22 protein-coding genes are annotated in these 26,582 nt (G+C 67.1%); 10 read left to right on the forward strand and 12 right to left on the reverse strand.

All coding sequences use genetic code 11. From position 1 onward, the window contains the following. The first annotated feature begins 9 nt into the window (after positions 1 to 9). The 4 genes from ACFV18_RS29800 (at position 10) to ACFV18_RS29815 (ending at position 3,476) form a co-directional block, all read left to right on the forward strand. On the forward strand, positions 10 to 612 hold the full coding sequence (locus ACFV18_RS29800) for a superoxide dismutase (RefSeq protein WP_380488351.1): 603 nt from the start codon (positions 10 to 12) through the stop codon (positions 610 to 612). Between the two features lie 79 nt (positions 613 to 691). Then, a complete protein-coding gene (locus ACFV18_RS29805) occupies positions 692 to 1,585 on the forward strand; it encodes an RNA polymerase sigma-70 factor (protein ID WP_380488352.1) in 894 nt (297 codons plus the stop codon). A 47-nt stretch (positions 1,586 to 1,632) separates the two neighbouring features. Continuing rightward, the gene (locus tag ACFV18_RS29810) at positions 1,633 to 2,418 is read left to right on the forward strand and encodes an SDR family oxidoreductase (RefSeq protein WP_380488353.1); all 786 of its coding nucleotides are present in this window, start codon (positions 1,633 to 1,635) and stop codon (positions 2,416 to 2,418) included. Between the two features lie 155 nt (positions 2,419 to 2,573). Next, positions 2,574 to 3,476, forward strand: coding sequence for a LysR family transcriptional regulator (locus ACFV18_RS29815; protein ID WP_380488354.1), 903 nt, complete (start codon positions 2,574 to 2,576; stop codon positions 3,474 to 3,476). Between the two features lie 27 nt (positions 3,477 to 3,503). On the opposite strand, the gene ACFV18_RS29820 is transcribed toward ACFV18_RS29815, so the two are convergent. Further along, positions 3,504 to 4,781: an MFS transporter gene (locus ACFV18_RS29820; protein WP_380488355.1), complete on the reverse strand. Its 1,278-nt coding sequence runs from the start codon at positions 4,779 to 4,781 to the stop codon at positions 3,504 to 3,506. Between the two features lie 821 nt (positions 4,782 to 5,602). On the opposite strand from ACFV18_RS29820, the gene ACFV18_RS29825 reads away from it, so the two are divergent. Continuing rightward, positions 5,603 to 8,692, forward strand: a complete 3,090-nt coding sequence (locus tag ACFV18_RS29825; protein WP_380488356.1) for an N-6 DNA methylase — start codon at positions 5,603 to 5,605, stop codon at positions 8,690 to 8,692. Positions 8,693 to 8,842: 150 nt separating this feature from the next. On the opposite strand, the gene ACFV18_RS29830 is transcribed toward ACFV18_RS29825, so the two are convergent. Genes ACFV18_RS29830 through ACFV18_RS29850 form a run of 5 tightly spaced genes read right to left on the reverse strand, consistent with a single transcriptional unit; the run spans position 8,843 to position 13,316 of the window. Next, positions 8,843 to 9,979 carry a hypothetical protein gene (locus ACFV18_RS29830; RefSeq protein ID WP_380488357.1) on the reverse strand — a complete coding sequence of 379 codons (1,137 nt, stop codon included), beginning with the start codon at positions 9,977 to 9,979 and terminating at the stop codon, positions 8,843 to 8,845. Between the two features lie 9 nt (positions 9,980 to 9,988). After that, a complete protein-coding gene (locus tag ACFV18_RS29835) occupies positions 9,989 to 10,666 on the reverse strand; it encodes a histidine phosphatase family protein (RefSeq protein WP_380488358.1) in 678 nt (225 codons plus the stop codon). Positions 10,667 to 10,676: 10 nt separating this feature from the next. After that, positions 10,677 to 11,672, reverse strand: a complete 996-nt coding sequence (locus tag ACFV18_RS29840; protein ID WP_380488359.1) for a nucleotidyltransferase domain-containing protein — start codon at positions 11,670 to 11,672, stop codon at positions 10,677 to 10,679. 34 nt (positions 11,673 to 11,706) lie between these two features. Beyond that, positions 11,707 to 12,609, reverse strand: coding sequence for a phosphotransferase (locus tag ACFV18_RS29845; protein WP_380488360.1), 903 nt, complete (start codon positions 12,607 to 12,609; stop codon positions 11,707 to 11,709). Continuing rightward, positions 12,606 to 13,316, reverse strand: coding sequence for an ATP-binding protein (locus ACFV18_RS29850; protein WP_380488361.1), 711 nt, complete (start codon positions 13,314 to 13,316; stop codon positions 12,606 to 12,608). The genes ACFV18_RS29845 and ACFV18_RS29850 overlap by 4 nt, the downstream gene beginning before the upstream one ends. A gap of 528 nt (positions 13,317 to 13,844) precedes the next feature. Between ACFV18_RS29850 and ACFV18_RS29855 the strand changes: the two genes are divergently transcribed. From ACFV18_RS29855 to ACFV18_RS29865, 3 genes are read left to right on the forward strand one after another with little or no spacing between them, the layout of a single operon-like run. Continuing rightward, positions 13,845 to 15,119, forward strand: coding sequence for a helix-turn-helix domain-containing protein (locus ACFV18_RS29855; RefSeq protein WP_380488388.1), 1,275 nt, complete (start codon positions 13,845 to 13,847; stop codon positions 15,117 to 15,119). Further along, positions 15,116 to 15,667 carry a flavoprotein gene (locus ACFV18_RS29860; protein WP_380488362.1) on the forward strand — a complete coding sequence of 184 codons (552 nt, stop codon included), beginning with the start codon at positions 15,116 to 15,118 and terminating at the stop codon, positions 15,665 to 15,667. Before ACFV18_RS29855 ends, ACFV18_RS29860 begins: the two co-directional genes overlap by 4 nt. Positions 15,668 to 15,670: 3 nt before the next feature. Next, positions 15,671 to 16,081, forward strand: a complete 411-nt coding sequence (locus ACFV18_RS29865) for an NUDIX hydrolase (RefSeq protein WP_380488363.1) — start codon at positions 15,671 to 15,673, stop codon at positions 16,079 to 16,081. 147 nt (positions 16,082 to 16,228) lie between these two features. Here the strand turns inward: ACFV18_RS29865 and ACFV18_RS29870 are convergent, their stop codons facing one another. From ACFV18_RS29870 to ACFV18_RS29895, 6 genes are all read right to left on the reverse strand, one after another. Beyond that, entirely contained in the window at positions 16,229 to 17,920 is a 1,692-nt protein-coding gene (locus ACFV18_RS29870) for a hypothetical protein (RefSeq protein ID WP_380488364.1), read from the reverse strand. Positions 17,921 to 18,197: 277 nt separating this feature from the next. Next, positions 18,198 to 19,922 carry a relaxase/mobilization nuclease domain-containing protein gene (locus ACFV18_RS29875; RefSeq protein ID WP_380488365.1) on the reverse strand — a complete coding sequence of 575 codons (1,725 nt, stop codon included), beginning with the start codon at positions 19,920 to 19,922 and terminating at the stop codon, positions 18,198 to 18,200. Positions 19,923 to 19,930: 8 nt separating this feature from the next. Further along, a complete protein-coding gene (locus tag ACFV18_RS29880) occupies positions 19,931 to 20,491 on the reverse strand; it encodes a MobC family plasmid mobilization relaxosome protein (protein WP_380488366.1) in 561 nt (186 codons plus the stop codon). A gap of 401 nt (positions 20,492 to 20,892) precedes the next feature. Then, the gene (locus ACFV18_RS29885; RefSeq protein WP_380488367.1) at positions 20,893 to 21,708 is read right to left on the reverse strand and encodes a DUF2637 domain-containing protein; all 816 of its coding nucleotides are present in this window, start codon (positions 21,706 to 21,708) and stop codon (positions 20,893 to 20,895) included. 476 nt (positions 21,709 to 22,184) lie between these two features. Beyond that, positions 22,185 to 23,537: a DUF3631 domain-containing protein gene (locus ACFV18_RS29890; RefSeq protein ID WP_380488368.1), complete on the reverse strand. Its 1,353-nt coding sequence runs from the start codon at positions 23,535 to 23,537 to the stop codon at positions 22,185 to 22,187. 303 nt (positions 23,538 to 23,840) lie between these two features. Beyond that, positions 23,841 to 24,068, reverse strand: coding sequence for a hypothetical protein (locus ACFV18_RS29895; RefSeq protein WP_380363736.1), 228 nt, complete (start codon positions 24,066 to 24,068; stop codon positions 23,841 to 23,843). Positions 24,069 to 24,104: 36 nt separating this feature from the next. On the opposite strand from ACFV18_RS29895, the gene ACFV18_RS29900 reads away from it, so the two are divergent. Both ACFV18_RS29900 and ACFV18_RS29905 read left to right on the forward strand, forming a co-directional pair. Then, positions 24,105 to 24,863: a helix-turn-helix domain-containing protein gene (locus ACFV18_RS29900; RefSeq protein WP_380488369.1), complete on the forward strand. Its 759-nt coding sequence runs from the start codon at positions 24,105 to 24,107 to the stop codon at positions 24,861 to 24,863. After that, positions 24,860 to 26,455: a tyrosine-type recombinase/integrase gene (locus ACFV18_RS29905; RefSeq protein ID WP_380488370.1), complete on the forward strand. Its 1,596-nt coding sequence runs from the start codon at positions 24,860 to 24,862 to the stop codon at positions 26,453 to 26,455. The genes ACFV18_RS29900 and ACFV18_RS29905 overlap by 4 nt, the downstream gene beginning before the upstream one ends. Positions 26,456 to 26,582: the final 127 nt, after the last annotated feature.

Consider the following 26,582-nt stretch of genomic DNA (forward strand, 5'->3'; position numbering starts at 1 on the left):
TGCTCACCCATGGGTGCCTACACGCTGCCTGACCTGCCCTACGACTACTCCGCCCTGGAGCGGGCGATGTCCGCCGAAATCCTGGAGCTGCACCACTCCAAGCACCACCAGGCGTACGTCAACGGCGCCAACCTGACGCTGGAACAGCTCGCCGAAGCCCGCGACAAGGAGCAGTTCGGCTCGCTGGTCGGCCTGCAGAAGACCCTCGCCTTCAACCTGTCCGGCCACGTCCTGCACTCGCTGTTCTGGCAGAACCTCTCTCCCGAGGGCGGCGACCGCCCGGACGGCGCGCTCGCCGAGGCCATCACCGAGCACTTCGGCAGCTTCGAGGCGTTCAAGCAGCAGCTGACCACCGCCACCGTCGGTGTCCAGGGCTCCGGCTGGGGCATCCTCTCCTGGGAGCCGCTCGGCAAGCGCCTGATCGTCGAGCAGGTCTACGACCACCACGGCAACGTCGGCCAGGGCACCGTCCCGCTGCTCGCCTTCGACGCCTGGGAGCACGCCTACTACCTCCAGTACAAGAACGTCCGCCCCGACTACGTCACCCGCCTCTGGGACGTCGTCAACTGGCAGGACGTCACCACCCGCTTCACCACTGCCACTTCCGCCTGACGGCATCCGTCCGCCGGGGCCCCGCGCGCGGCAGGGCCCCGGCACGGCCGTCCCGTCCGGCCCCGCTAACGTGGGCGTCATGAACGCGGCAGAGGAGTTCGAGACCCACCGGCCACGGCTGTTCTCGCTCGCGTACCGGATGCTCGGATCCGCCGCCGAGGCCGAGGACGCCGTGCAGGACACCTACCTGCGCTGGCACGGGGCGCTGCCGGGGCAGATCGCCGCACCCGGGCCGTGGCTGAACAAGGTGCTCACCAACCTCTGCCTGAACCGCCTCACCTCCGCCCGGGCCCGGCGCGAGGAGTACCCGGGCACCTGGCTGCCCGAACCGGTCGCCACCGGCGGCGGCGCCCTCGGGCCGATGGAACACGCCGAGCAGCGCGAGGCGGTGTCCTTCGCCGTCCTCACGCTGATGGAGCGGCTCACCCCGCCCGAGCGGGCCGCGGTGGTGCTGCGCGACGCCTTCGCCTACAGCCACCGCGAGATCGCCGGCGTCCTGGACTGCTCCGAGCCCGCCGCCCGCCAGCTCTACCACCGCGGCCACCGGCACCTGACCGACGACGCCCCGCAGCCCGCACCCGACCCGGCCCAGAACGCCGCCCTGCTGCAACGCTTCCTCTCCGCCGCGGCCGACGGCGCCCTGGACCGGCTCGAACAACTCCTCGCCGAACAGGTCGTGGTGTGGGCGGACGGCGGCGGCAAGGTCCGGGCCGCGCTGCGCCCGGTGACCGGCCGCGACAACGTCACCCGCTTCCTCGCCGGGCTGTTCGCCCGCTTCACCACCGGCGTCCGGTTCGAGGCCGCCGAGGCCAACGGCCTTCCGGCGGTGCTCGGTTGGGAGGGCGACCGGCTCACCACGCTGGGCTCCATCGACGCCGGACCGGACGGCGTCACCACCGTCCGGATCCTGCGCAACCCCGACAAACTCGCCCACTTCGCGGCCCGCCACCGCCCGCTGTCACAGAACGCCTGACTGCCCGGTTCCTTCCTTCCGAGATCCCCTCCGGGAAGGAACCGACCATGAACGACCGCACCCTGCTGGTGACCGGCGCGACCGGCGTGCTCGGCCGCGAAATTCTGCGCCGGGCGCACGAAACCGAGCTCACCGTGCGCGCCCTGACCCGCCGCACCACCCCGCCGGACCTCCCCGGCACGGCCGGCACCGACTGGCGCACCGGCGACCTCGTCGCCAACGTCGGCCTGGACGCCGCGCTGATCGGCGTGGACACGGTGATCCACTGCGCCAGCGACCCGCGCCACCCCAAGGACGACCTGCCGGCCTTCCGCCACCTCCTCGACGCGGCCCGCCGGGCCGGCGTCCGACACCTCGTCAACATCTCGATCGTCGGCATCGACCAGGTCCCGACGAAGTACTTCCGCGTCAAACTCGAAGTCGAGCGGCTGCTCGCCGAATCCGGCCTCGGCTGGACCAACCTGCGCGCCACCCAGTTCCCCCAGTTCCTCGAGGGCATGCTCACCGCCCTCGCCCGCCTGCCCGTCCTCCCCATGCTCGCCGACACCCCCTGCCAGCCCGTCCACCCCACCGAGGTCGCCGACCGCCTGCTCACCCTCGCCCTCGGCCAACCCGTCGGCCACGCCCCGGACTTCGGCGGCCCCGAGATCCACCCCTCCACCCACCTCGCCGCCACCTGGCTCCGCACCACCCACCCCCACCGCCGCCGCGTCCTCCCCGTCCACCTCCCCGGCCGCCTCGGCACCGCCCTCCGCCAGGGCCACCTCACCACCCCCACCCACCCCGACGGCACCGCCACCTGGTCCGACTACCTGGCCACCCGCCGCGCCTGAACTCCCCCGCACTCTCGTGTGCGGCCCCCTGCCGGGCCCGGGCGGTGTTCGACCGCCCGGTCCGTGGCATGCTGCGGCAGGACACAGCGGTGATCGTCCGCCGGAGCTGTCCGTCCTCAACGGCTTCGACGCCGACCACCCGCGGAAGGACGCACATGCTGGAGCTCAACGGGATCCGGGCCTTGCACGCGGTGTCCACCACCGGATCGATCAGCTCGGCCGCGGCAGTCCTGCACCTGACCGCCTCGGCGGTGTCCCAGCGGCTCGCGAAGCTCGAACGCGAGGTGGGGCAGACCCTGCTCGAACGCCACAGCCGGGGCGTGCTGCTGACCGACGCCGCGAAACTGCTCGTCGAACGGGCCGACGAGATCCTGGCCCTGGTCGACCAGACCGAGGCCGAACTGGAGGGGCACCGCGGCGCGGTGGTCGGGCAGGTGTCGATAGCCGGGTTCCCGACAGCGGCTCGCGGCCTGCTGACCGGCACACTCGTCCGCCTCGCCGCCGAGTTCCCGGCGCTGCGCCCCAGGATCTCCGAACTGGAACCCGACGCGTCGGTACCGCTGGTGATCCGCGGCGACCTCGACATCGCAGTGCTGCAGGACTGGTTCAACGTGCCGCTGAACCTCCCGCCCGGGCTGAGCCGAACGGAACTGCTCGACGACGTCGCCGACATCGCGCTGCCCGCGAGCCATCCACTGGCAGCGCGCGAAACGGTCGACCTCGTCGAACTGCACAGCGACCGGTGGATCAGCTGGACCCCCGGCTCCGGCTGCTACGAATGGCTGCTCCACACCCTGCGGGGGTACAGCATCGAGCCCCGGATCGTCCACACGGCCGGCGAATACGCCACCCAACTGGCGCTCGTACAGGCCGGCTTCGGCATCGCGATCATCCCACGGCTCGGCCGGGACCCGATCCCGGAAGGCGTAAGGATCGTCCGGGCGAGGCCGCTGCTGAGCCGGCACGTCTACGCGGTCTGGCGGGCCGGCGGCGATCGTCGCCCGGCGATCCGCGCGACGATCGCCGCACTGTCGAGGACCGCGCAGGCAACGCTCTGACCGGATCGCCGGCGCCGGCCCGGGCACTCACTCGGTGCCGGGCAGCTCCCGCATCCTGCGAACCGGCGAGCAGAACAGCACCAGCCAGCTCCCGGTCAGGCCCACCGCGCCGACCAGGATCGCCATCCGCACCCCGGTCGCGCCCGCCAGCATACCCGCGACCGCCGAACCGATCGCCAGCACCCCGGTGATCAGGAAACGGTAGGTCGCCCCCATTCTGGCCATCATCCCGTCCGAGGTGACGTGCTGACGGATCGCGGCCTTCAGCACATTGTCGACACCGACCTTGAACGCCACCACCGCCCAGGCGACGATGCCGATCCACACCGCGGCCCCGTCCACGGCGAACGGCACCGCCAACGCGAACGGCCCGCAACAGGCGCCCACCACCCACAGCGCCCGGCCGTAACCGAGCCGGCGCCCGATCCGGCGGGCGACCGCCGCCCCGAGGAACACCCCCACACCACCCGAGGTCAGGAAGGCACCGACCAGGGAGGCGGAACGGTGCAGCGCCGAGACGTACAGCACCGGGACGAGCGTGATGACGATCCGCAGGCAGAAGTTGCTCCAGGACGCCTCCAACGAGACGCTCCGCAGCACCCCATGACCCAACACGTACCCGAGGCCGGCCCGGACCTCCGGCCACAGAGGCTTGGCCGTGCCGGCCTTCTCCAACCGCGGCTCCCGCTCGCGGATCAGGCCCAGCCAGACGGCGGACCACAGGTACGTCACGGCGTTGACCACAATCGCGAACGGCGCGGTCAGCACCTGAACGAGGAAACCGCCGATGCTCCGACCCGCGACCTCCGCGCCCGCGAACATGCCGCCCAGCCTGGCATTCGCCTCCATCAGGTGTTCCCTACCGACGAGACGCGGGAGATAGGCCCCCGACGCCACCTCGAAGAAAACGGTCGCGACACCGACGAGCAGCACCACCAGACAGAGCTGGGCGCTGGTCAGCACATCAAAAACCCAGGCGACCGGCACCGACGCCATCAACACACCACGCACCACATCGGTGACCACCAGCACCGGCCGCCGCGGCATCCGCTCGAGCCACGCACCGGCCTGCAGCCCGACCAGCAGAAACGGCAACGACCCCAGAAACGCCAACACACTGACCTGAGAGGCCCCGGCACCAAGCGCCTCGATCGCCACCACCGGCACCGCCACGTAGCTGACCTGAGTACCCACCTGACTCAAGCTGTACGCGGTGAACAACCTCCGAAAGTCCGCATGGCCCCCCAACAACGACCGCGGCCGCTCCCCAGAACCCACCGCCGCCACATCCCCCGCCCCCACCACGGCCTCAGCCTCAACCCGGCCACCCCGCCCTTGCCCGGCCCCCCTACTCACCCAAAGCCGACCCCGGCCCGGATTCCCCCTACGAACTGGCAGGATCCCCACGTCTCTCGCTCCCCCATCCAACGGCCATCACCCCGATCGTGGCCGGACCGGATCACTTGCGGTAGCGAAAGGTTCTGAAGGCGGGGCTTAAGCAAACCTTGCGGCAACGGCGCGAGCCGCCTGCGGGATTCGAACCCGCGACCTACGCATTACGAGCCCGAGAGTGATCATGATGGCTGGTGTCGCCGTAGATCGCTTGGTGATGAACCCGCAGGTCAGAGCGTTGCGCTGTGATCCACGATCCCGCCCGAACCGGCACCTGCCGCCTCGTCCGCTCACGCATCGCTCACGCAGACCTGCCCCACAGCGAACACCGAGAGGCGCCCGGAGCAGACGCCCGACAGGGAATCGGCGACCCGGGCCATCCTCTCGCCGACAAGTAACGTATCGCCGGCTATCTGCACAGCGACCTGTGAGCGGGACCACCGGACACCGATGGTCCAGAACCTTGAGACATGCTTCAGGAGGCGCCCGAAGCGGCAACTCGCAACCGACCACCCGGCGCCAACCCGGTAGAGACGAAACGCCGGGCGGCCAACCCTCCAGGCAGCGACAGGCGGTCCAAACGAATAATCCAATTGAACTACCCTTCAGACGCGCGATAAAGATCGACCCGCGCCGCCCAGCCGTGCGCACTCAACGATCAAGCAGAATGACCCGCATTCCTCGCCGGCCGTGGTAGAATCACGCCCTATCCTTGCCATCTTCCGGGAGGCGTCATGCCAACTCTCCAAGAGCACCTTCTTCGGACGGTCACTGAGTTTGCGACAAGGACGCCCTCCAGAAAAGAAGCCGACGTTCAGGCCGGCATTCGCTCTTTTCTGCTCGCCTCACCCATGGGCCTTGATGAAGATACTGTAGTCCGACTCGAGGTTCCGACCCAGGACGGAACTCGGCGGAGAATCGATATCGAGGTCGGCCAATGCGTCATTGAGGTCAAGAAGGACATCAGAAATCCCAAGGTAGTCGCAGAAGCTGAAGATCAGCTCGCGGGATATGTTCAGACGCAGAGTCGCACAATCGGATCGAATTATCTGGGAATTCTTACCGATGGGGCGACGTGGAATCTCTACCGACTTATCAATGATATCCTGGTTCGGGTCGACACTCTCGAAGTCGACCCGTCCGATCCGGACGTTGAGGCCTTGCAGGTCTGGATCGAATCCATCCTTGCCACCGGGCGCTCGATCCCTCCAAGTCCTGCAGAGATCGAGGCTCGCCTTGGTGCCGAGTCACCCTCATTTCGCGCTGACCAGAGGCTTCTTCGAGCCTACTACGAAGCCGCCAAGAGCGATCCAGAAGTCAGGCTGAAGCGCCACCTCTGGGCGAAACTTCTTCGTACCGCGTTGGGCACTAGCTTCAACGACGATGCACATCTGTTTGTTGACCACACTCTCCTGGTCCTCGAAGCCAACATCATTGCACACGCCGTAACCGGAATTGATCTAGAGGGTGCAATCAGAAATCCGAAGTCCCTCGTCAATGGCGCGGCATTCGCCGATTCGCAGATCAGCAACGTTGTAGAAGCCGATTTCTTCGACTGGATTTTGAAGGTCCCGGACGGGGAAGAGTTCGTCGCAAACGTCACCCGGAAACTGAAGAGATTCTCCTGGGGCAACGTCGAGCATGATGTCCTGAAGATTCTGTATGAGTCCGTCATCGGCGCCGACACGCGAAAGAGCCTTGGAGAGTACTACACTCCAGACTGGTTGGCTGAGCACGTTGTCGAGTCAGCTCTTACTAACCCTCTCGACCAGAAAGTTATGGACCCGGCCTGCGGGTCCGGTACCTTCATTTTTCACGCCGTCCGCCGTCATCTCCATGAGGCAGATACCCAGGGGCTCAGCAATCGCGATGCGCTAAACAGCGTCCTGTCGCATGTGTATGGCATGGATATTCACCCAGTGTCCGTTGTCCTGGCGCGCGTTACGTATCTGCTTGCCATCGGATTCGCTCGACTCTCTGCCGACCGAGGCCCAATAAATGTTCCAGTTTATCTGGGCGACTCAATGCAGTGGATCAACGATGCCGCGTCAATAGACGAAAGGGTCATGCGCATCGAGGTAGACACTGCGGATCTAGCCGCGCATGAGAGTCAAGGGGTCTTGTTCTCTGCCGGCCGATCTCTGTGCTTCCCTCTGTCCACCATTGACGATCCGGCCACATTTGATCGGCTCATCACCGAGCTAGCTAGTCTTGCTCAGACTTACACCACTAGCGGGAAGCCGAAGCCGCAAATTGATTCGACACTCAGGCGATATGGCGTAATCGACAAGGAGGATCGGCGAACTCTCATCGACACATTCAACCTCCTTTGCGACTTGAACGCAAACAACGAAAATCACATCTGGGGATATTTCGTCCGTAATCAGGTCCGTCCCCTGTGGTTCGCGCTCCCGAACCGCCGTATGGATGTTCTGGTAGGAAACCCTCCGTGGGTCGCCTACAAGTACATGACCGACGCCATGCAGAAGCAGTTTAAGCGGTTCAGCCAGGCACGAAACCTGTGGGCCGGAAAACACAGCTCTGCGCATCAGGATTTGGTCGGACTCTTTATTGCTCGAAGCGTCGAGCAATATCTAAAGGCCGACGGAAAATTCGGATTCGTTGTGCCCAAGGCTGTACTATCTCGGGCCCAGTACGAAGGCTTCAGGTCGGGCAGATGGTTGACACTCATGGGCCAAAGCTCTGAAACCGATGTCAAGGTACGCGCCAGCTTCGATGAAGTCTGGGATCTTGAGAAGATTCGCCCAGCAATATTTCCAGTGCCAGCAGCTGTCGTTCTCGGACGAAAGACAGGCGAAGCCGCCCGGATGCCCAATGACGTTCGAGTCTTCACGGGAAATCTGGGAATCCGTTCAATCGGACTTGACAAGGCCAGAAGCATCGTCAAGGAGCAAGCGGGCGTATCTGTGGCCTTGTCTCACGACGACAGTCCTAAGTCGCCATACTCGGATATCGTTTTTCAGGGCGCTATTATCGCGCCTAGGTTCCTCCTGTACGTTACCGAGCGCGAGGTAAGTCAGCTGGGCGTTGCTTCAGGGAATGTCCGTGTTCAGTCTCTCCGTACGTCGCTGGAGAAAAAGCCTTGGAAGGATCTTCCGGGCTTGACCGGACGGATCGAGTCGGCATTCTTCCATCGCGTTGCCCTAGGATCGACGCTCGTTCCATACCGGCTCCTTGAGCCGTGGCGTGCGGTGCTGCCAGTCATTGATGGCAAGCTTCTGGACGAAGGAAAAATTGCCGACTATGAGGGGCTCTCAGCGTGGTGGAACGACGCATCGGCGGTCTGGGAAGCCAATAAGGGCGACAAGAGTAAGCTTTCTCTGATGGATCAGATTAACTACCAGGGGAAGCTCGCAAAACAGCTTCGCCGGGGAAAGTACCGTGTAGTGCATGTCGCATCAGGGACCACTCTCGCTGCAGCATACACCGAAGATCCTGAACTGATCATCGACAATTCACTTTTCTGGCTTACCGTTCACGACTTGGAGTCAGCCCTCTATCTGACCGCCATTCTGAACAGCGAAGTTACTCTCGGCAAGGTCTCTGCCCTGCAGTCGCGAGGATTGTTCGGCGCCCGACACTTCAACAAATACCTCTGGCATTTGCCGATCCCACGATTCAATCCGAAGGATGCTCGGCACATGAGATTGGCCGAACTGTCGACACTTGCGCAGGATGTAGCGGCCAGTGTTGATGTTCAAGCGGTTGGTTTCCAGAGAGCCCGTGATCTCGTTAGAGGTGAACTCTCTTCTGCGAACATTAGTCCCGAGATTGACGAACTAGTCGGCGAGGTAGTCATTTGAGTCCCTGCAGCCGGCAGGCATTCGGTTCGTTCGGGCCATTGGATTAATCGGCCTGCCTACGAGCGGAGGTCCCCTCCTGGTCGGGTATCCAGGAGGGGACCTCCGGGACAACAATCAAGCCGAGAGTGGCGAGCTTGTCGGAACGGCTTGTCACATCTCCGTAGCAGCAACCAACCTTTCCGTTCGGGCAGCCATCACGTTGGCCATTGCCTGCCTGTTCGTGATCCATTCCGTGTCGCCGGCGGATATCGAGCGCTGTACAGCTTCGAAGGCGGCTCCGTCGGCCACAACAGGCTTGGCTAGGTGTGCCCGCATGTAGTGCTTAAAGAGCGCGGGCAGCTGATCCGGCCTCGTTACGGTCTTGGTCCTCAGCGAGAGGACCGGGAGAAACCACGATTCGAAGCCATCCTTGACCTCCTGAGTGGCTCGGTACGCATCGTGTAGCGGCTGCACGCTGACCATGTGATCGTACGGAAGGTGGCCGTGGAGAGCGTACTGGACCCGGATGCCGTCGAACTCACGGAAGTGCTGGCCATGAGCGGCGATGTGGTTGGCGGCGTTCTGAGTGGTAGTCATGACAGCTGCGTCCACCTGGTGCCTTCGGGCTGCCGCGAGGACAGTCGCATGGATGCCGGCGCGCGGGTCGAGGACAAGGCCGTGGAGCCCAAGCGGCGAGAGGTCAATGCCGTGGTCGCGGGTTCGGGAGAGGATCAGGCGCTGGGCGACGTTGGCAGCTGTGTGCTGGAGGTGCTTTGGCTGCTGGCGGTGGCTGGCGTGGATATCCGAGCGGTCGAGGACGGGACGGTCCTTTGCGAGTTCAGCGACGAGGTGGAGGCCGGTGCGGTCCTCGGTGTGGGTGCTGCCGCAGGCGTTGCAGGGGTGGTTGCCGGTGCCGGTCATGTGGCCGCAGGCCCGGCAGGTGGGGACGGTCTCGCGGCTGATAGTGAGGGCGCCGGCGCGGAGGTTGTTCTCGATCATCTCCAGCGCGAGGCCGGCGACCTCGGCGTCGGTGTCGGTCATGATGCCGCCCTCCGGGGACTGTCCAGGCGTGTACTTGTCGGCTATCAGGTCGGCCTCGAAGCGCTGGCGTGGGATCTTCGGGCCCTCGGCCTGGCGGTGGCGGAGGTCTCCGGCGAGGGTGACGGTATTCCACAGGTGGGGCGCCGGCGGTAAACCGAGGATGGCGTTGAGGGCGGCGGCAAGGCGGATGCCGACGGCCTTGCCGGGCCAGGTAGCGAAGGTGAAGGGCCCGTTCTGGACGGGCCCGTTGAGGAACAGGTGTCGCACGGGCGTCTCCTAGATCGGCGGGGTGGTGGTTCCCGTCCGGGTGAGCCGGCCGTCGTGCAGCTCGTAGTGGAGGATCGCGGCGTTGGGCATCTTGCCCTTCCGCTCCTCGGCGAGGATCTCGGGCAGGGTGCGGACTTCGAGCAGGGATCGCAGCGCCACCGCAGCGGTTTGGTGGGTGAAGGCGACGACGGTACGCGCGCCCTGAAGCTCGGCCTGGGCGAGGGCGGCGAACTCGGCGGCCCGGTTGAGCACGCCCTCAGCGAGCGACTCGCCGCCACCTGGCGCGGTCCAGACGTGCTTGCGCAGGCGGCGGTCCTCGGCGAGTGCGGGGTAGCTCTCGTACAGCTCGCGCTTGGTCATGTAGGTGGCGTCGCCGTAGTGCTGCTCGTCCAGGAGCGCGGTCTGCTGGGGCCAGCCATCGGGGAGGGCCGGCAGGGCGATCGCGGCGGTGTCGATCGCCCTGCGGTAGGTCGAGGTGTAGACGTGCAGCAGATCGGAGCCCGCGAGCTGCGGGAGGACCTCGGCGAGCCACTGGGCTTGCCGGAAGCCGCGCGGGGTCAGGCCGACGATGGTGCGGGAGATGGCATGGGCGGTGGCTCCGCTATAGGGGCGGGGGTCCTGGTAGAAGCCGTTGTACTTGTCGGCGTTCTCGACGGACTCGGCGTGTCGGATGACGAGCAGGGGCAAGACGAGGCTCCTATCCGGCGAGGTTGGCGACGTAGGAGCCGCTGACGGTCCAGGGAGTGAGTTCGATGCCGAAGCCGCTGTGTTCGCCGTCCTTGGTGTGGACGAGCTTGCCGGACAGGTGCACGGTGTCGCCGGACCTGAAGGCGCCGGTGTAGGCGCCGAGGTAGGAGCGCATGTGGGTGATCCGGCGGGCGAAGGAGTCGGCCTCGTCGATGGTCGAGCTGAGGATGGTCTTGACCTTGATCCCGTAGACGGCCGGGGTGGTGAGACCCTCGGCGTGGTCGGTGATCTTGGCGAGGAGCGAGATCTCGCCGATCTCCTTGGAGGAGATCCGGGCGAAGGTCTTGTCGCGGTCGGAGCGGATGGGTTCGCAGTTGATGTGCGCGCAGGCGTTGGCGGTGAGTCCTTGGAGCTTGCGGCGTTCCTGCTTGATGAGGGCGTCGAACGAGCTGCCCTCCATGTACTTAGCTCGGCGGATGTACAGCCGGGTGAGGTCGTCTCCGTCATACGGCCGGATCAGCTCGGTCTGCTGGAAGAGCTCCTGTGCGGCCTGGTAGCCCTCGGGTCCGTAGCAGACGAGGTCGATGTCGGAGCGCTCGTTGAAGCAGCCGACGAGGAAGGAGCCGGTGACGCCGATCAGGCCCTGGGCGTCGTTCGCGGTGATCCACTCGGTGATCGCCAGGAGATCCTTGCCGGCCGGATTGTCGGCGACCGCGCCGGGGTCCTCGTAAATGGCGGCGAGGGCCTGACGGCAGGAGTAGTGGACGGCCACGTCCTCGCGCGGGATGCCGGTGATGACGCAGCCGAGGGTGTCGGAGTAGACGTAGCACTCCGGCCTGCCGGCCAGGATGCCGAAGGACTTCGACACGACGCTGTTCTGCCGGTAGGTCCGGCCGAACAGCCGCCGGTCGCCCTTCTCGTCGGGGTGGTACTTGACGTAACCGAGGTAGTGGCTGCCGGGGTGACTGTCGCCGATGACCTTGAAGACGACTCCGTGATGGTCCATCAGGTAGTCGCGATCGCGGACGGTGGGGACCGGCCTACCGGTGTTCAGCGGTGAACCGTTCCAGAGTGGGGAAGGTGCCGGTGTCGATCGTGTCGGACGACTCATACTGATCAAGTCCCATCGTGAAGAGGGTGCGCCGGTACTGCCACTTGATGTGCTTGTCGTGCCGCGTGGGATCGGTGGGCCGCATGAGGGCGAGGAAGAAGAAACACTTGACGAGCAGGAAGTCACCCAGGTGCTCGCTCACCCGCTGCCCGATCAGGGGCGCGGTGGTCTCGTCGAGCGCGGCGACGTAGGCGGCGCGCTGCTCGGGGGTGATGCCGTAGCCCTTGCCGCCGCCCTTGAAGGCCACGATGTCGAGCGCGGGGTAGACGTCGTAGCCGAGCGGGACCGGTCCGTGGTGCTGCCAGTCGATGACGCCGGCCTGAAGGACGTTTGGCAGGCCGTAGTCCAGGTGCCCGTGCACCATCGGGAGCTGGGCCAGCCGGTCGAGGGCGTGCTTGACCGCTTCGTGGACGCGCGGGGTGTCGAAGTCCGGGTTCTCCTCGAAGACCTCTGCCGCGAAGGCCGCCTTCTCGAACCACGGCGTGGCGGGGAGGGGGTGCCTCGCCTGGGCCTGCAGGAGCTTCGATGCGACGGCCGCCGCCGTGCTGATCACCTGGTAGCTGACCTGACCGTCCTGCCTGGCGTCGGCCAGCGCCTCCTCGTGAAGCGAGCTGTCGCCGATGGCGCGCTCGATGACGAAGTAGGTCTCGTTCTCTGAGCCGCTGTCGACGATCTCCGGCACCGGGTAACCAAGGCCGGCGGCCAGCTGCTGGAACTCGGTCTCAACCCGCAGATCCTCACCGCCGGTCCGCTTGTAGAGCAGGCCGTCGGCGGACCTCCACACCGCGCCCTGCGTGGCCGTTCTGTCCTTCACGAACTCCCAGTCACTCATCCATCCATCCTTCCGTAGAGCAAAGTTCGGGTGGAGCACGGCTGCTCCGCGCGAGTCGGACGGGGTGGGGCCGGCCGCTCCCGGGGGAATGAGCGACCGGCCCCCGTCACCGCCCAGCCGGTGCGCCTGGACCAGCACGGGCGGAGTCGGTAGGCGCGCGGCGAGCGGTGCTGCGAGAACCATCTGTACGCGCGGGCGCGTGGCCAGGTGGGCGCGTGGGGACGGGGCCTGGGACGGTCGGTGCGGACGAGGCTCGCGATGAGTGCCGCCCGGCGGGCCGAGCGAGGGTGCTCGGGTACCGCGACAGCGGGCACCGCCAGTTCGGCCCAGACCTTCTTGCCATGGGTCGTCGGTTCCGCGCCCCAGGTCTCCGACAGGCCCTCGATCAGCAGCATGCCTCGACCGGTGGTCAGTTCGTCGTTGCCGAAGTTCGCGGCGCCGGTGGGCATCCGGCGCGACGGGTCGTACACCTCGATCACCACCCGGTCCCCGTCCGGTGACAGGTAAATGCCGGCGAGCAGTCTCCCCGACGCGTGGATGACCGCGTTGGCGAGCAGCTCGTCGGCGACCAGAGCGATGTCGCCAAGCGAAGTCGGGTCGATCCCCCACGAGCGGGCGACTCGGACGACGGCTTCTCGGGCTGGTGGGACGTGGTCACGCCTGGTGCCGATGAACGAAATACGCCGAGCGTGGGTGAAGGCGGTCACCGGTCACCGTCGCAGGCTTGGACAGCATCGACGACGCTGTTGCACGGCCAGGGGCCGCAGCCGTCGCTGCACCGGCCGTCCTCGAACTGGTGGCGGTCGAGGACTTCTCGGGCGTGGGTGCCAGCGGTGGCGAAACGCTCGCGACGCGCGGCGGCACGGTCGGAGTGGCTCGCGCTTGCGTTCGACGCCCGGCCGGCTTCCGAAGCGAGAGGAACGGCCACTGCGTCCCGCTGGTGCGCGGTCTCGCCCCTCTGTGCGTCCGAGCGGAGGGTCATCGGCGCTTCTCCTTAGCCACTGGGTGAAGCCGCGCATGCGAGAGACCGCAGATGGGCCTCGGTCATGCGGGAGCGGGGAACCGCAAGCTGCGAGGGTGATCGAGCTGCTGACGACCAGACAACTCCATCTCGATGCACCACGGTTAGGGCATGGGCTCCGCGTGCATGATCCATGCAGATCGTGCATGACGGGTTGTCCTGGTGCGGCTACGCTCGGCTCGCCAGGGCAGGATCAGCATTGGCAGGAGAAGCCATGTCGCGGACGGCCAAAGGACACTCCGCTGCGGGTGGGATCGGAGAGGTGATCCGCCGCGCACGAGTGTTGAGCGGCCGGTCTCAGGCGGACGTGGCCACCGAACTGGGCTACCACCAGTCGAAGATCAGCCGGTTGGAGAGCGGCAAGGGAACGCAGGACATCGACGTCCTGCGCGCTGTCGCAGCTGTGCTCGACATCCCGCTGGGAAGCCTCGGCCTGTCCTCCCATACCAGTGCGGACAGCAGGACGGACGACATGCACCGTCGCAACTTTCTGGCCGCGAGCGTCGCCGCGCTCGCGACCCCGACACCCCGTCCCCGCGTGGGGATAGAGCTGGTCCAGGCGCTGCTGCCGGGCCCTGTTCCGGCCGAGCACACGCCACAACCCCGGGCCGCACTCGCGGCCCGGCTCTCCCATGCCCGGAGGCTCTTCTACACCTGCCGGTACACCGAACTCGAAGGCGCGCTGCCGTCGTTGATCGCCGACCTTCGCCAGGCTCAAGACGCCGTCCATGGCGGCGACCAGGTCCTGTCTGGCCTCCTCGCGACGGCCTACCAGACCGCGGTGAGCCTGCTGCTCAAGCTCGGCGACCACGGCAACGCCTGGCTGGCGGTCGGCCGTGCCATGGCCGAGGCCGAACGGAGCGCCGACCCCGTGGTGATGGCCTCCAGCGTCCGCGTCCAGGCGCACGTCCTCGCGCGCGACCGGCACACCGCGCCCGCCGTCACCCTCATCCGGCACACCGCCGACCAGCTCTCCGGCAGCTACGACCGGCGCCCGCCCGAGTACCTCGCCGCGCTGGGGCTCATGCTCCTTCGCGGGGTGACGGCCGCAAGCGCCGGCGGCGACCGCGCCACGACCGCCGAGTTCCTCGTCGAGGCCCAGGAGGTCGCGCGCTACGTCGACCTCGACAGCCCCGAAGCCTGGGCGAACTTCAGTCCGACCAACGTGGCACTTCACTCGGTGAGCGCCTCGGTCGTCCTGGGCGACGCGGGAACGGCGTTGGAAGCCGCCCAGCCCCTGATGCGCAGGCGCATCCCGGTCCCCGAGCGCCGAGCGGCACTGTGGGTGGAGGCTGCACGGGCCTACAGCCAGCAGGGCAGACTGGCCGAGGGATACAAAGCGCTCAGGATCGCGGAGAGCTGTGCCTCGGAGGACATCCGCCGACGGCCCAGCGTGCTCGAGCTGGCCGGTGACATGGCCGCTCGCGACCAGCGCGGCGCCGTCCCGGAGCTTCGCCGTTTCTGCCAGGAGTTGGGAGTCCAGGTTTGACCGAGCACCGCGAGCCGTTCCTCTACGTCGTCGTCTGCGCGTCGGGCATCGCCGACGGAGTGGGCGAACTGATCGCCGCTGCCCATGCCGAGGGCTGGGGAGTCGGCGTGATTGCGACCCCGAACGGACTCGGATTCATAGACCAGAAAGCCGTCGAAGCCCAGACCGGCTACCCGATCCGCTCCGCCTGGCGCACGCCGAGCATCCCCCAGCCGCTGCCCCCGGCCGACGCGATCGCCGTCGCCCCGGCCACCTTCAACACCATCAACAAGTGGGCCGCCGGCATCTCCGACACCCTCGCCCTCGGCATCCTCTGCGAGGCGTACGGCCTCGGCATCCCCGTGGCCGTCCAGCCCTACGTCAACGCCGCCCAGGCTGCCCACCCCGCGTACGGGGAGAGCCTGGCCCGGCTCCGGTCGATGGGCGTCCTGATCGGTGACTACGTACCCCACAAGCCCAAGGCCGGCGGGGGCCGCGACACGTACAACTGGACCCACGTCCTCGACCTGCTCCGCCCCGTGGCGGCCTCAGCGGCGGAGAGGGATTAGCCGATGCTCCCGCCTTCAGACGGGCCGCCAGGTGTCGCTGCCGCGATCGTGATCCGAGAGGGTCGGGTGCTGATGGTCCGGCGCCGGGTCAGCGAGGGCCAGCTCTTGTGGCAGTTCCCGGCAGGCAAGATCGAGCCCGGCGAGTCTCCCGAGCATGCGGCTGTCCGCGAGACCGCTGAGGAGACGGGGCTGAACGTGGCCGCCGTCAAGATCCTCGGCGAGCGCGTCCACCCAGAGACTGGCCGATGGATGTCGTACGCGGCCTGCGAGATCGTCAGCGGCACCGTTGCCGTCGGTGACCCACGAGAATTGGACGCACTGGCGTGGGTGGCGCTTGCAGAGATCCCCGAATACGTTCCGTACGGGATCTTCGAGCCAGTGCAGGCATACCTGGACATCGCACTCAAAGGCTGAGTGAACAGCTGTGGGTGACCACCAACTGGTGACCGCCCGCAGCACCGTTTGCACCTAAACTAGCTTAGTATCGAATCAACATCTCACTCTCCAGCCGCGCCTGGCGGAAATTCTTGAGTGTCCAATTTTTCGACAATTCAAGGTAACCTAGTCGCCGAGCAGGAGGGCGGCACTGCGCAGCGCCCCGTCTTTCTCGGCCAGAATATCCCGGCGCTCTGATACAAGAATCTTGATAGCCCTGATTGCTACATCTAGCGCCTCGTGACAGCGCGACTGATGCCTCGCTTCGAGATTGCTGGCTCCATGCACAATATCACTTCGAAGCCCATAGATTTTTCCAAGTTCACGCCGCAGCTCAAGCCGCTCCGGGCCCGGTGCGCACAACAACTTGGCTAGGCAGCTCGTGATACGGAAGGTCGGTTCACCCTCTTTGGTTCCGAACAGATTCTCCCAAGCGATCACGGAGTCGATAAGCACGTCAGACAGCTCGCGCCGTTCAGCAATCGCTCGGAGAACCCGAGTCATTGCCAGCTCGATCTTCGCGACCGATGGGTCCGAGAGCCGGTCGTACCACTCTTGCCAGGCTGCCACGTCTTCTTCGGAGAGCTGAGTCGGAACGAGAGAGGAAGTCTGTCGGGAGTCGTTCCAGGAGGCCGAAAACCCTTGCTTGATGGGCTCGTCATAGATACGCCAAGTCGGCACGATCTGGGGACGATGGCCCTCACGCTCAACCGCCAGAAGCAACGCGAACCGAAGACGGATAAGTGCCTGTTCGATCTCCTTGGGCGGCTGCAAATCTTCGGGCCACTCGCTGAGACCAATACCCTCCGGGATGATGCGTACCTTGTAGGGGAATTTGACCTCCATGACAAGGTCACCCTCGTAGCTAATTGTCGTGGTGACGCCTCCTGCATCAGTTCCGGCCAGTTTACCCTGAATTCCAGGAGGAATGAATTGCTTATCCATTCCCGCTGTCGGGCGGATCAGAACATTTCCCACGGTTAGCTGGATACCGGGCGGGAGCAAAACCCCGGCCATGCCTACGAGCGCGGTGGCTGAACGGCTCTTTCCCGCAAAGACAGCGCGCACTAGGTGCAGCTCCTGCAGCACCCGCTTCGCGAAATCTCCAGGCGAGATAACGCCTTTGTCTATCTGGGTCCATGCGCGGTGGACGAGCATGTCGGGAAGCATGGAAAGCTGCAGCCCGCCGCCATTGCCAGTATTGCGAAAGACATTGGCCACATGACCGGCATGTTCGTTTACATATGTGAAGACCTGTTTGAAAACTGCATCCTGCAGCACTGCGCCCGAAAACCGAGAAGCTGCGGGATGGCGAAAAAGTAGCGCAGTGACATGGCGATTACCCAGATTCATCATGGGCATAGGAATTGGGAACGGATCAAGCTCCGACAGGAACAAGAAAGCTGGATATGCATCAAGTGCGATCTGGACGAGTGCCATCTCGACTTCGGTCTGTCCCGCCGGCACGCGCTCGTCGGCAAGGGATATAAGACGGAGTGTTCTGGCGATCGAAATTCCGTCGTCATTAAACTGCGTCAGAACCCCAACCGCAACGTCCTTGAAATTAAGGCTTTCAGGGAGCTGTGTGCGTAGATGCGCAAGGTCAGCCAGAACTGCGAGCTGGCCTTCCGAGAGTTGAACCTCTCCTGAAGAGTACGAGGAGAGGTCACCCGGCTGGCACCCGAGCAAGTAGGCTGCCAAGTCGACCCCCAGCTCGTCCGCAACGCGCTCTGGGAGAGCCGCAACGGCGCCCTCAGACGGTGCATCATCTGCTGTGGTCACAGGTTCATCGCTTGGCAGGTCAGCTTCTTCAGTCATCGCTAGGCCACCCTCTACAAAGGCCGAATACCTGTGCCAGCTCAGCTCCACAGTGTAGTTCACCGAAACATCACCCGGCGCGGCTTTCAGAGGAACGTAGATCTACCGCTAGTCCTCGCGTCGTTGACACCGAGGCCGTCCGTACACGTCCTCAATCTGGCCCTATGGGCAATCGACATGCACATGCTGCCGGAATAGGGCGACCGCTGCTGTGGCACCAAGCCGGCGCCACAGCAGCGCCGTGACCCAACGAGCACCGATTTTCGGGCGCTGGCGGTCAACGGTGTCGGGGCTGGGTACCGGGCCGCTGCCGGGCCTTCGTGGTGGGCGGCGGGGTGGTGATGTGGTGGCGGACGAACGGGGCGGCGGACGAGCGCAGGAGTGCCGCCTCGACGGTGCGGTTGGGTGCGGGGTTGTAGCTGGTGTGCTGGATACGGGCGATGAGGACCTTGGCGGGCAGGCGGGCACTGCCGAGTTCGCGGCGGGCGGCGGCCTCGGTGAGGAGCTGGCGGGGTATGTAGCCGCCGGCCTCGGCGTCGGCGAGCACGGTGGCGAGGGCGGGCCAGCTGGGGTCGGCGAGGATCCGTGTCGCGTGGTCGGGGATGGCGGCCCGGACGTCGCTGGCGAGGGTGTTGCGGGTCTGCTCCTTGGGCTGGCGCTGGGCGAGGAACGCGAGCTGGTCGGCGGCGGCGTGGTCGTAGGCGGCTTGGAGGTGCTGGACGGTTCGGCGCGCGGCTTCGGCCTGCTGAGCATGGCCCTTGGCGGTGTGCCAACGCTGGGAAAGGATCGCGGCCCAGACGAGGGCTGCGACGAAGACGGCGAGGGTGCTGCCGTCCTTGCCCCTGCTGGCGTGCACGAGGTCGCGGGCCGCCTGTCGCAGACCGGCTGCCGCCGAGTGGTCGGCGCTGATCTGGGAGCGCTGCGCGCGGGCGAAGATCTTTGCTGCTGCCCGGAGTTCGGCACGCAGGTCCTGGGGCGCGGTCTGGGCGGTGGCCTCAATCAGTTCACCGAGGGCGGTGATGTGCGCCTGCGCACGCGCGTCACCACTGCCGCCGGCGGTGTCGTGGTCGGTGGTGAAGGTGTCGAGGGCGTTGGTGGCGTGCTGCCAGCGGGTGGCGGGCTTGTTGCGGCGGGCGGTGGGGTGCTCCTCCGGCCTGCCGGCCGCAAGGAGCGCCTGGAGCTTGGGCAGGGACAGGTCGGGGGCGATCTTCCCGCCGGGGATGTAGTTCGGCTGCCCGTTGGCCTTCAGGTCGCCGGGGCGGGCGACGGAGTAGCCCTGAAGGTCGCCGGACGGGAAGCGGCGGATCTTGACCTCGACGCCATCGGCCTGGAGGTAGGCGAGAAGTTCCTCCGCGTTGCTCGCGTGAGGGATGGCGGCGCGGATCCGGTCCTGGAGCCACTCGCGGCTGGTCTGTTCCCAGCCGAGGCGCTTGGCCTTGTGCATCTCGGCCTGGGTGGGGCGGCGTTCGGCGGTCCGGTCGCCGGTGCCGAGCTGGCGCAGGCCGTAGTCCTTCTCGATCTCGCGGCACTCGGCGCCGACACGCTGGCCGCTGTTGTGGAGCTTGGGGCGGCGGCCGTCCTCGCGGACGGTGGTGGCGAGGATGTGGATGTGATCGTCCGCGTGGCGCACAGCGATCCAGCGGCAGGCGAGGTCGTCGTCCTTGAGGGCGATGCCGGCGGCCTGGACGATGCGTTCGGCGATCTCGGACCACTCGGCGTCGGAGAGGTAGCGGTCCTCGGGTGCGGCGCGTACGGGGCAGTGCCAGACGTGGTCGGTGAGCTTCTTGCCGGGCTCGCTGTTGCGCAGGCGGACGGGCTCGTCGAGGTAGCGGGCGAGCTGGGTGAGGGTGGCGTTCTCGTCGCGGCCGGGGTCGGGCATGGCGAGCATGGCGAAGCCGGCGACGATGTGCGGGTCGCGGTGCTCGTCGTGGCGGCCGGGTCCGTAGAGGTAGGCGAGCAGGCCGCGGGTGTTGGAGCCGGGGTTCTTGATGGGGGCGATCACGGCGGTGTTCAGCCTTCCTGGTTGGCGGGCTGGCGAAGGGCCTCGGCGATCTCGGTGAGCAGGCAGTGCAGTTCGTCGAGGGTGCGGCGGATGTCGACCGGGGGCTCGTATCCGCCGTTGAGGGCTCGGGCGATCTGGTTGACGTTGCTGGCGATACCGCTGATCTGGCGCAGGACGCGGGCGCGGAACTCGTGGATGAGTCGGCGTTCTTCCGCCAGGGGCAGGTCGATGAAGAACCGGCCGGCTATGAAGGCCAGGACGACATCGGCGGCGAACCCGGACAGGCCGCGGTAGCCGTTGGCGGTGGCAGCCGCACGCAGCCGAGGCTCTTCCTTGGGCTCGAACCGCAGAGGGCCGACGCGCTCTTCGCGCTTGGTGCCGGTGTAGCGGCGGTTCTTCGGCGCGGCATCATCAGCGGCGCTGTGGTCGGAGGACTCGTTGTCGGTCTCGGTCGGGCGGACGTCGGCGAGGATCTGCTGCTGGACGGCAAGGAGCTTGTCCGGGTCGGGGCCGCCCTCGGCCCCGACCTCCTGGCCCGGCGCGCCCTCGCGCTGGGCCGTCTCCGCCACCCCTGGGGCGGAGATCCCGCGAGTCCGGCCACGAGTCGGACACGCGGTACTACTGGCTCCGCCAGGGGCACGGCTGCCGAACGCCCGCTGCCAAAGACCCTTCACGGTATGGGACTTCTTCCTCTCCCTCGCGCTCTCACTGGCGGCGCCGCGGGGGTACTGGGTGTCGGTCACGGGCTGATCTCCTGTCGCGGGGTCGTCGAGGTGCTGTGGTGCGAGCGGGATGCGAACGCGGCGCACGGACCGGATCGGGCGGCGACCGGTTCGGCGGAAGGGTGATCCGGTGCTTTGGCGGATCTCGCTGACCACGAGGTGGACATCCGCCAGACCACTTGGCGGTGAAGGGGCCGCCCGCCAGGCGCCGTACGGGTCGTTGGCGGGCGGCCACCCATGGAGGGGTGTCAGGCCGGCACCGGGTGCTCACGCGCCTGCTCGAGCTCGCGGGCGGCGTGGTCGGGCTGAGGGTCGGCCTGCTCATCCCGCAGGAGCGTCATCAGCTCCGTCCGCCGCTTGCTGCTGATCGGAATCCCGGCGTCGCTGAGGGCCTTCTCGACCACTGCGACGCTGACACCGCGCTCGGCGACGACCGGCCGCATCATCTCCACGAGCTGGTCCATGGTCTTCGCCGGTGGGCGTCCGGGGCGCTTGCGAGGCGCGACCGGTTCTTCGTCGGAGGCCGGGACGTCGTCCCTGCGCTCAGCCACCGGCGCGGGGCTGGACGGGCCGTCCTGCTCCGCGTTTGGTACGGGCTGGGCTGCTGGGGAGGGCTCGGGGTTTTCGGGGAGCGGGAGCTCGTCCTTGGCGGGTTCGGGTTCGGCGGGGGCCTTGGTCGTGGTGGTGTTGTGGGCGAGGAGGGTGCCGCCGAAGAAGGCGAGGGCGGGCCATCCGGCGACGAGGATCCGCAGCCAGGCGGGGACGTGGGCGAGGTCGAGGAGGCCGGCGGTGGCGACGTTCGCGCCGAGGGAGGCGGTCAGGGCGATGGCGAACCAGGTCCAGGCGATGCTGGCTGGGTGTCCGGTGGTGCGCAGGTTGCGCATGCGGTGCCATGCAGCGACGAGCAGCAGGTCGACCGAGACGAGGTAGGCCCAGGCTTTCCAGCCGTGCTGTCCGGCGGCTTCGGCGATGTCGTGGAGGTGGGCGAAGGACAGGGCGCCCGCGATGGCGGCCTGTACGAGGACGGCGTCCAGGCGGGGGCGTATGGGGTTGGTGGCGGTCATGCGGAAGGTGGTCCTCGCGGATCGGGTGGTGGTTTGCGGGATTGCCGTCTTTGCCGTCTTGCCGTCTTGGCGCTGTCGGACGGGCTCTGGGCTGGGGCGGGCGCGGCTGGCCGGTAGCACCGTGGGCGCGGCGCTGTTCAGGTTCGGGACACGGCGCGTATCCGTCTTGGGTCCCGTATCCGTCCCAGCGGAAGGGCCTTTGACCTGCGGTTTTACGACAGAGACGGCTGGGACGGCACAAGACGGTTGTGTTTCCCGTCCCGGGGCGGGCCCGCCGCTCGCGCCGTGGTTCGGGCGGCGGCGGGCCGGTGGCGGCGTGGGACGGTTGCCGTCCCGCGCGCCGTCTTGCAGGCGGGGTGCTGCCGTCCCGGGGTGGGGGCGTTTCCGTCTTGGGCGGCCGTTGCGTCCCGATAGCAGGTGCTGTGACCTGCGCTGTTACGGCAGGGACGGCAGGGACGGCAGTTCGGGGATGGTGGTCAGCCTCTGCCGCCCGCGCCCGTGCCGGCGCTCTCGTCCGTGGCCGTGGCCGTGGCCGTGAGGGCGGGGCTGGTGGGGTGGACGGTGGGGCAGTAGCGGCGCCAGGCGTCGAGGAACTTGTGGCGCGTGTAGCCCTTGCGCTGGGTTCCGTCGCCGAGGCGCACGTTGCCGGAGGTGATGCCGAACTCGCGGAGCATCGCGCCGAGTGCGCGCGGAGTCAGCCCGCCCCGGGCCGACTCCGCCCACGGCGCCTCGTCGTTGCCGTTGAGCGCGAACAGCAGCTGGCCGGTGGTCATGCTGTCCGGCTCCGGCTCGCTGGCGGCGTGGAAGATCCGGCGGATGTCGGCGAGGATCCGTGCGCCGCCGGGGTTGTCCTCCTCCGCCTGGACCTCGGCGGCGACCATGCGCCTGCACGCCTGCCGTGCCAGGCGGGGCCAGGGGCCTCCGGCGAGGTCGGCGACGATCACCAAGGGTTCCCAGGTGTCGGCCGCGCGGTCCTCGACCGGCATAGCGGGCTCCAGGCACAGGGCCCGGTCGGCGAGCGGTGCCGTCCAGCGGGCGATCCGGTCCCGGATCTCGTGGAACCCGGGCTTGTCGCGCTCAGACCGGTACGGCGAGACCGTCTCGCCCTCGGCACGCCGCCGCATCCGGATCACGATCGACCGGTCCATGATCGTGTCCGGGAGATCGCCGATCCCGGCGATAGCCGCCATGGCGAAGGTGGGGAACTTGCGCGGGGTGTGGTCGTTTCCGACCACCCGCAGCACGTACCGGTCGCGCTGGTGCCCGGCGTTCAGCAGGCCGCGCATCTCCTCGTTCTTCTCCGCCATCTTCGGGCTGCCGAAGATCGTGTCCGCCTCGTCCACCAGCAGGGTGGGCGGGTTCTCGGTGATCGAGCGGAACACAGCGGCCGGAGACGAGTTCACCGTCAGGAGCGCCTGATGGACGGTCTCGGTGAGCACGTCCAGCAGGCGGGACTTGCCGCACCGCTTCGCCGGGCCGACCACGGCCAGGCGCGGGGCGTGCTGCCACGAGCGCTGCAGGTGGGTCGCCGCGACCCACAGCGTGGCGGCATCCAGGGCTTCCTCGGAGGGCAGGATCACGAACTTCGCGATCCGGGCCTTCAGCTGCGCGAGCAGGTCGGCGCCCTCTGTCGCCTCGGTGTCGGGCATCAGGTCGGCCCTGTCCGGGACGGCGGGCTCGGCAGGCGCCGCCTCGGCGTCGTGTCCACAGGCTGTGGACACGAGGGCCTGCTGGGCGGGCAGGTAGGTGCCGGGCTTGCCGGCCTTGGCGACCGGCGGCCAACTCACGGTGGAAGCTGCCGGATCGGGCTGGTGGGACGTAGACTCCATGCTGAAGCTCCAGACTGGGGCGCGGGACCTGATCCGTCGCGCGCCGCCGATGAAGGTCGTGGGTAAGGACTTCGCCTGGCCCTCGGTGTTCGCAGCACCGGGGGCCTTCGTGCGTCCTGGGGCGGTCGGGCCGGGGATCCTGGCCCTCTCAACTCACAGGGACTGCTTGCACCTTGGCGGTGCTCCCTCGGCGGCCGAGGCCGCCGAGGGAGCACGAACGTACGGTCATGCCGCTGGAAGATCCACTCCAATCGGGCAAGTACGCCCACGGCAGACAGGCTTGTGGATCGGGCTCTCACCACGTCAAGCTGCATCAGCCGCCGAACCTTCGCCGAACGCCGCGTCGATGCCGAGCAGGCGCAGAAGGTCCGCTGTGATCACGCGGTACTTCTTGCCCAGTCGCAGAACCCGGCAGGGGTAGGCACCGAGGCGGGCCAGCTCGTAGCCCTTGCTCCGCCCGAGGCCGATGGCCCGGTTGGCGGTGTCGAGGTCGATGGCCGCCGGCAGCCTGAGAAGTTCGGCCCGACCCATCCCCTGCGCCGTCGCCGATATGTCACCAGTTCGCACATGAACTCCAAATCCGAGCTTCCCCCGGACCGGGGGGCTGCGGCAGAGTGCCGCAACGGAGAAGAGCTTTCCAGTGGCTACTGTGTCGATATGACACAACGCCGCGAGGAACACTGGTCCACCGACGACGAAGACGCGCCCGACTGGCCCGAACGGATCACCAAGGACGTCATCCGAGCAATCACCCGAAGGAGGCAAGACCTTGGGCTGTCCGCGCAGGATGTGGCCGACGAAACAGGGGACTTGGGCTACGAAGTCCCCCGGAACGTCATCGCCAACTGGGAGTCCGGCAGGCGCAAGACGATCACGATTCCCGAGCTGATCGTCGTGGCCGAGGCCCTGGACATAGCGCCGGTCGAGCTGCTCTTCTCCCCAGCCCTCGGCGGCTGGGTCGACTACCTGCCAGAGATGCCCAGCGACCGCTGGTCGGCGCTCACCCACTTCACAGGAGAGGCCCGCCACTCGCTCGGGATGTACCGGCTCCGCCTCTACCGGAATCACGAACGGATCTGGCAAGAGCTCCAGGAGGAACATCACGACGCGTTCCAGCTGGAATTCAAATTGTTCCGGGAGGAATGGCCTCCCGGCTCGCAGGACAAACTCGACGCTTTCGTCGCAGCCGTCCGCGAGCGGCTTCAACCCGTCAGGGCACACCTGCGCGAGATCGGCCTGGAAGTCCCGCACCTCGCACCGAGTCTCGACTTTCTCGACGCCAAGCTTCCCCCACTGAACACCGATACCGATCTGGAGGACGAATGAAGGGTTCCACCTACCACCGCTGCTACTGCCGCGACGCCGAGACCGGGAAGCCGCTCGGCAAGGCGTGCCCGAAGCTCGGCAGCCGGAAGCACGGCGCCTACTCCATACGCCAGGAGCTGCCCAACGCCGAGGACGGCACCCGCCGTTCGTTCAACCGCGCCGGCTACGAGACGTTGAAGGAGGCTCAGGCCGATCTCGACCACGTTCGCGGCCTGCTCGCCCTCGGCAAGGAGGATCCGGACGACCTGGCCCTGGTCGCCGAGCTCCTGGTGAAGGTCGCCGACGAGAAGTCCCAGCTGCCCGACATCGAGGAGACCCGCAACCGCCTGAAGGCCGGTCAGGATCTGTCCAGCCGCGTCACCGTGGGCGAGTGGCTCGATACCTGGCTGGCTGGCAAGAAGATCCGCAAGTCCGGCATCACCCGCTACGGGTGTGACGTGCGGGTCCACCTCAAGCCCCGCATCGGGCACATCCGCGTCGACCGGCTGCGGGTGAACACGCTCGCCGAGATGTTCACGGCCATCGCCGACGCCAACGAGGAGATCCTGGAGAACAACGCCCTGCGGCACGCGCTGAAGGCCGAGCTCGCCACGGTGCCGATCAAGGGCGTGGAGAACCGCGCCCGCCGCAAGGCTCTGCGCACCGAACTCGCCGAGATGCCGCCCTTCCGGCGAACGACCGGCGCGGCCACCCGCCAGCGCATCCGGGCCACGCTCCGGACCGCTCTGAACGCCGCGATCCCCGAGGGCCTGATCAGCCTCAACCCGGCCGCCCACGTCAAGCTCGACCCGGCCACCAAGCCGAAGGGTCTGGTGTGGACACCCGAGCGGGTCGCGCAGTGGCGGGAGACCGGCGTGAAGCCCTCCCCCGTGATGGTCTGGACGCCGCAACAGACTGGCGCGTTCCTCGATTTCGTCGCTGACGACCGCCTGTACGCGATGTGGCACGTGATCGCCTTCCGCGGTCTTCGCCGAGGCGAGGCGTGCGGGCAGCTGTGGTCCGAGACCAACCTCGACGACAGCTCGCTGACCGTGACGACCCAGCTCGTGCAGGACGGCTGGGAGGTCGAGGAGTCCGACCCCAAGACCGACGGGAGCTTCCGGACCGTGGCGCTGGACGACGACACGGTGGCCGTCATGCGACGCCACCGCGAGGAGCAGCGGAAGGAGCGAAACGACTGGGGGCCTGCCTGGAAGAACACCGGCCGGGTCTTCACCAACGAGGACGGGTCCTGGCTCCACCCTGGCAAGGTCACCGAGATGTTCGCGCGACTGATCGCCGCATCCGGGCTGCCGCCGATCCGGCTGCACGACCTCCGCCACGGCGCGGCCACGCTCGCCCTCGCCGGCGGGGTCGACATGAAGGTGGTGTCCGAGATGCTCGGCCACTCCTCCATCAAGATCACGTCGGACACCTACACCAGCGTCCTGCCCGAGATCGCCAAGGGCGCGGCCGAGGCCGCCGCGAAGCTCGTCCCCCTCCAGCGGAAGACCGAAGCCGAGGCTCATGCCAAGGCCGCAGCGGAAGCGGAGAAGGCGAAGCGGAAGGCGGCGAAGAAGGCGAAGTCCAAGGCCAAGAAGGCCAAGGGCTAACCCAAGATCAACACCGGCGCTCACGCATCGCTCACGCAAGCGATCTTGTAGCGCGTCGCTGACGCCTGCCCGTAGGTCAAGGAACAGCAAAAGGCCCAGGTCATGGGCTATATGACCTGGGCCTTCT

The sequence above is a fragment of the Kitasatospora sp. NPDC059673 genome (assembly GCF_042734215.1).
GTDB lineage: Bacteria > Actinomycetota > Actinomycetes > Streptomycetales > Streptomycetaceae > Kitasatospora.

Coding starts and splice junctions, on each gene's coding strand:
- ACFV18_RS29800 (WP_380488351.1), top strand. CDS start 10: ATGGGTGCCTACACGCTGCCTGACCTGCCCTACGACTACTCCGCCCTG.
- ACFV18_RS29805 (WP_380488352.1), top strand. CDS start 692: ATGAACGCGGCAGAGGAGTTCGAGACCCACCGGCCACGGCTGTTCTCG.
- ACFV18_RS29810 (WP_380488353.1), top strand. CDS start 1,633: ATGAACGACCGCACCCTGCTGGTGACCGGCGCGACCGGCGTGCTCGGC.
- ACFV18_RS29815 (WP_380488354.1), top strand. CDS start 2,574: ATGCTGGAGCTCAACGGGATCCGGGCCTTGCACGCGGTGTCCACCACC.
- ACFV18_RS29825 (WP_380488356.1), top strand. CDS start 5,603: ATGCCAACTCTCCAAGAGCACCTTCTTCGGACGGTCACTGAGTTTGCG.
- ACFV18_RS29840 (WP_380488359.1), bottom strand. CDS start 11,672: ATGGACCATCACGGAGTCGTCTTCAAGGTCATCGGCGACAGTCACCCC.
- ACFV18_RS29845 (WP_380488360.1), bottom strand. CDS start 12,609: ATGAGTGACTGGGAGTTCGTGAAGGACAGAACGGCCACGCAGGGCGCG.
- ACFV18_RS29855 (WP_380488388.1), top strand. CDS start 13,845: ATGTCGCGGACGGCCAAAGGACACTCCGCTGCGGGTGGGATCGGAGAG.
- ACFV18_RS29865 (WP_380488363.1), top strand. CDS start 15,671: ATGCTCCCGCCTTCAGACGGGCCGCCAGGTGTCGCTGCCGCGATCGTG.
- ACFV18_RS29870 (WP_380488364.1), bottom strand. CDS start 17,920: ATGACTGAAGAAGCTGACCTGCCAAGCGATGAACCTGTGACCACAGCA.
- ACFV18_RS29885 (WP_380488367.1), bottom strand. CDS start 21,708: ATGACCGCCACCAACCCCATACGCCCCCGCCTGGACGCCGTCCTCGTA.
- ACFV18_RS29890 (WP_380488368.1), bottom strand. CDS start 23,537: ATGGAGTCTACGTCCCACCAGCCCGATCCGGCAGCTTCCACCGTGAGT.
- ACFV18_RS29895 (WP_380363736.1), bottom strand. CDS start 24,068: ATGGGTCGGGCCGAACTTCTCAGGCTGCCGGCGGCCATCGACCTCGAC.
- ACFV18_RS29900 (WP_380488369.1), top strand. CDS start 24,105: ATGAACTCCAAATCCGAGCTTCCCCCGGACCGGGGGGCTGCGGCAGAG.
- ACFV18_RS29905 (WP_380488370.1), top strand. CDS start 24,860: ATGAAGGGTTCCACCTACCACCGCTGCTACTGCCGCGACGCCGAGACC.